This is a genomic window from Variovorax sp. 01T439_2, from assembly GCF_056398445.1.
Genome location: NZ_JBFTPJ010000582.1, coordinates 1 through 4387 on the forward strand (window position 1 = coordinate 1; position 4387 = coordinate 4387).

A 4387-nucleotide genomic window follows, 5' to 3' on the forward strand; every position below is an offset into this window, starting at 1 on the left:
GTGTAGGGCAGTTCGTCGCCGGTCAGGCGGAACAGTTTTTCGCGCACCAGCTCGCCCGCGAGGAACTTCTCGCTGCGGTCGGTGAGCTCGTCCTCGGCATAGAACCAGGGCTGCTCGGGCAGGTACTTCTCGCAGATGCCGAACAGGCGCTCGACATCCTTGGCATTCTTGGCCGACATCGGCACGAACTCGGCGAAGGAGTGCTTCGCCTGCATGGTCTGCAGCCAGGGCGCGATGTCGCCGCGGCGGTGCACGTTGTCGAGCTTGTTGGCGAGCAGCACGGTCGGAATGCCCTTGCCGAGCAGCTTGAGCACCCGCTCGTCGGCCGGCGTGAAACTGCCGGCTTCCACCACGAAGAGGATCAGGTCCACGTCGCCGACCGCGCCCTGCACGGTCTTGTTGAGCGACTTGTTGAGCGCGTTGGCATGCAGGGTCTGGAAGCCCGGCGTGTCGACGAACACGAACTGCGTGGCGTCCAGCGTGCGCATGCCCGTGATGCGGTGCCGCGTGGTCTGCGCCTTGCGCGAGGTGATGCTGATCTTCTGGCCCACCAGCGCATTGAGCAGCGTCGACTTGCCCACATTGGGCTTGCCGACGATGGCGATCAGGCCGCAGTGCTGTGGGCCGCTTGCGCCCGTATCGCCCGCCGGGCCCTGGGAGTCTGCTGCTGATTTGATAGCGTCGTTCATTCTGATTTCACGCGGCCCCGCGTGCCTTGAGCCGGATCAACATGGCCGCCGCGGCAGCCTGCTCGCCGGCGCGCCGCGAACCACCGATGCCGCGTTCGCGCAGGCCCAGCTCCGGCACCTCGCACTCGACATCGAAGGTCTGCTTGTGCGCTGCGCCGAGCGTGGCCGCCACGCGGTACACCGGCAGCTTCATTTTGTGACCCTGCAGCCATTCCTGCAATTCGGTCTTCGGATCCTTGGCCACCGCGTCCATGCGCGGATTGATCTCGACCGACTCGTAGAGCCGCCGCACCAGCGCCTCGGCGGCCGAAAAGCCGGCGTCGAGGTAGACCGCGCCGATCAGCGCCTCGAGCGCGTCGGCCAGGATCGAGGGCCGGTTGGGCCCGCCGGAGCGCGCCTCGCCCTCGCCGAGCCGCAGCAGCGGCGACAGTTGCAGCTCCAGCGCCAAGCGGTGCAGGGTGTCCTGCTTGACCAGGTTGGCCCGCACGCGCGACAGGTCGCCCTCGGGCAGGGCCGAGAGGCGGGTGTAGAGCAGGTGCGAGACCGCGAGGTTGAGCACCGAGTCGCCGAGAAATTCGAGGCGCTCGTTGTGGTCGGCCGAAAAACTGCGGTGCGYGAGCGCGAGCTGGAGCAGCCGCGTGTCGGAGAACGAATGCTTGAGGCGCTCCTGCAGCGCCGTGAGGCCGCCGTCCACCTTGCGTGTCGCCGCGTTCAGCGGGTCTGGCCCTTGTACTTGAGCACCAGGTAGGCCGGCCCGAACAAGGGAATCTCGCGCTCGTAGGCATACGAGACGACCACCTTGTCGCCGACCTTCTTGATGTCGAGGTCCTTGCCCGAGACCGACTGGAAGTCGTCGATGGCCTGGGCCCGGTCGAAGATCGCGCGCACTTCGGGCACGGTGGTGCCTTCCTTGGCCTTGTTGGCGGCCTTGTCGATGGCCTGCCATTCGATCAGCGTCGGGATGACCTGCGCGACGACGACGCCGACGCAACCCAGCACCACGGCGACGAACACCAGACCGATGAACGAGATGCCGCGCTGGTGCGCGGCCCTGCTGCGGATGGACCGATTTGTTCTCATGCCCTCTTACCCCTCGAACAATGCTGACTGCTTATTGGAATGGACCGATGCGACCCAGGTCGCCGAAGTTCATCCAGACGAAGAACGCCCTGCCCACGATGTTCTTGTCCGGAACGAAGCCCCAGAAACGCGAGTCCGCCGAATTATCGCGGTTGTCGCCCATCATGAAGTAGTTGCCGGCCGGCACCTTGCAGACCACGCCTTCGACGGAGTAGCGGCAGTTCTCGCGGTACGGGAAGTCGCTGGCACCCTGGACGAAAGCCGGACCGGCATCGTCGTTGAGCAGCCTGTGCTGCTTGCCGCCGAGGTCTTCGTTGAACTGCCGGAGCAGGCGCATCGACTCGCTGTCGAGGTAGTCGGGCATCGGGGTCTTGGAGACCGGCTGGCCGTTGATGGTGAGCTTCTTGTTCAGGTAAGCCACTTCGTCGCCCGGGATGCCGACCACGCGCTTGATGTAGTCCATGCTCGGCTTGGGCGGATAGCGGAACACCACCACGTCGCCGCGCGCCAGCGGCGTGCCGTCGGTGATCTTGGTGTTGATGACCGGCAGGCGCAGGCCGTAGGTGAACTTGTTCACCAGGATCAGGTCGCCCGTGAGCAGCGTCGGCATCATCGAACCCGACGGAATCTTGAAGGGCTCGTACAGGAACGAGCGCAGCAGGAACACCACCAGGATCACCGGGAACAGCCCCGCGGTCCAGTCGAGCCACCAGGGCTGCATCAGCAGGCGCTCGCTGGCCTTGGCGTCGACGGTGTCGACCTGCGTGATGCCTTGCCCGGCCAGGCGCGCGTTGCGCTCGCTCAGGGAGGCCTCGAGCGCCGCGGCGGCGCGCTCGCGCCGCGGCAGGAAGTAGAAACGCTCGGCCAGCCAGTACAGGCCGGTGACCACCGTCGCCAGGAACAGCAGGAGCGCGAAATTGCCCTCGATGGCGCCAAAGTACCAGGCACCGACATAGCCGGCAAAGGCCGCGAGGACCAGGGAAGTGATGAATGCCATTTTTTGAGATCAGTCTTCGACTTGCAGAATCGCGAGGAAGGCCTCTTGCGGGACCTCGACGGAGCCGATCTGCTTCATTCTTTTCTTGCCCGCCTTCTGCTTCTCGAGCAGCTTCTTCTTGCGGGTGATGTCGCCGCCGTAGCACTTGGCAAGAACGTTCTTGCGCAGCGCCTTGATTGTCTCACGCGCAATGATGTTGACCCCGATGGCGGCCTGGATGGCAACGTCGAACATCTGGCGCGAAATGATCTCGCGCATCTTCGAGACCACCGCCCGGCCGCGGTACTGCGACTGGCTGCGGTGCACGATGATCGACAACGCGTCGACCTTCTCGCCGTTCAGAAGGATGTCGACCTTGACCACGTCGGACGCGCGATATTCCTTGAACTCATAGTCCATCGAGGCATAGCCGCGGCTCACCGACTTGAGCTTGTCGAAGAAGTCGAGCACGATTTCGCCGAGCGGCATCTCGTAGGTCAGCATGACCTGGCGGCCGTGGTAGGCCATGTTCATCTGCACGCCGCGCTTCTGGTTGGCCAGCGTCATCACCGCACCGACGTATTCCTGCGGCATGTAGAGGTGAACGGTGACGATCGGCTCGCGGATCTCGCTCATCTTGCCGACGTCGGGCATCTTGGACGGGTTCTCGACCATGATGACTTCGCCGTCGTTGCGCACCACCTGGTAGACCACGCTCGGCGCGGTCGTGATCAGGTCCTGGTCGAACTCGCGCTCCAGGCGCTCCTGCACGATCTCCATGTGCAGCAGGCCGAGAAAGCCGCAGCGGAAGCCGAAGCCCAGCGCCTGGCTCACCTCGGGCTCGTAGCGCAGCGACGAATCGTTGAGCTTGAGCTTTTCGAGCGCGTCGCGCAGCGAGTCGTACTCGCTGGCCTCGGTCGGATAGAGGCCGGCAAACACCTGCGGCTGGATTTCCTTGAAGCCCGGCAGCGCCTCGGTGGCGGTCGCGGCCGCACCGCCCGTGCCCGGCTTGATCAGCGTCACGGTGTCGCCGACCTTGGCGGCCTGCAGCTCCTTGATGCCCGCGATGATGTAGCCCACCTCGCCGGCCTCGAGCGATGCGCGCGGTTCGTTGGCCGGCGTCATCGGTCGCGTCGATGCCGATCACGTCCTCGATTTCGCTGCGCGCGTTGTCGGGGTCCGCGTTGGGCAGATCCATCTTGTTGAGCACCGGCACCACCTCGACGCCGAGGTCGAGCGCGGTGTAGCAGTTGGCCACGGTCTGCGCTTCGACGCCCTGCGATGCATCGACCACGAGCAGCGCGCCTTCGCACGCCGACAGCGAGCGGCTCACTTCATAAGAGAAGTCGACGTGGCCCGGCGTGTCGATCAGATTGAGGTTGTAGACCTGCCCATCGAGTGCCTTGTAGTGCAGCGCGGCGGTCTGCGCCTTGATGGTTATCCCACGCTCTTTTTCGATGTCCATCGAGTCGAGCACCTGTGCTTCCATCTCGCGTTCCGCGAGGCCGCCGCAACGCTGGATCAAACGGTCCGCGAGCGTCGACTTGCCGTGGTCGATGTGCGCAATGATCGAAAAATTTCTGATGTGATTCATCAACGGGAACGCTTAAGTACTTGAATTGGCTCGTGCGCAGAGTGCGAC

The 4387-nt window shown here is 64.5% G+C and carries 4 protein-coding genes and 1 pseudogene; all 5 read right to left on the bottom strand.

Going from position 1 to position 4387, the window contains the following annotated elements; translation table 11 throughout:
* On the bottom strand, window positions 1-689 hold a 689-nt coding region (gene era, locus AC1DOC_RS23705), incomplete at its 3' end, for a GTPase Era (protein WP_478130609.1).
* A 7-nt stretch (window positions 690-696) separates the two neighbouring features.
* Window positions 697-1383, bottom strand: coding sequence for a ribonuclease III (rnc, locus tag AC1DOC_RS23710; RefSeq protein ID WP_478130610.1), 687 nt, complete (start codon window positions 1381-1383; stop codon window positions 697-699).
* A gap of 17 nt (window positions 1384-1400) precedes the next feature.
* Window positions 1401-1769, bottom strand: a complete 369-nt coding sequence (locus tag AC1DOC_RS23715; protein ID WP_027729515.1) for a DUF4845 domain-containing protein — start codon at window positions 1767-1769, stop codon at window positions 1401-1403.
* A gap of 31 nt (window positions 1770-1800) precedes the next feature.
* The gene (gene lepB, locus AC1DOC_RS23720; protein WP_012746545.1) at window positions 1801-2766 is read right to left on the bottom strand and encodes a signal peptidase I; all 966 of its coding nucleotides are present in this window, start codon (window positions 2764-2766) and stop codon (window positions 1801-1803) included.
* A 9-nt stretch (window positions 2767-2775) separates the two neighbouring features.
* Window positions 2776-4339, bottom strand: a pseudogene (lepA, locus tag AC1DOC_RS23725) (translation elongation factor 4).
* Window positions 4340-4387: the final 48 nt, after the last annotated feature.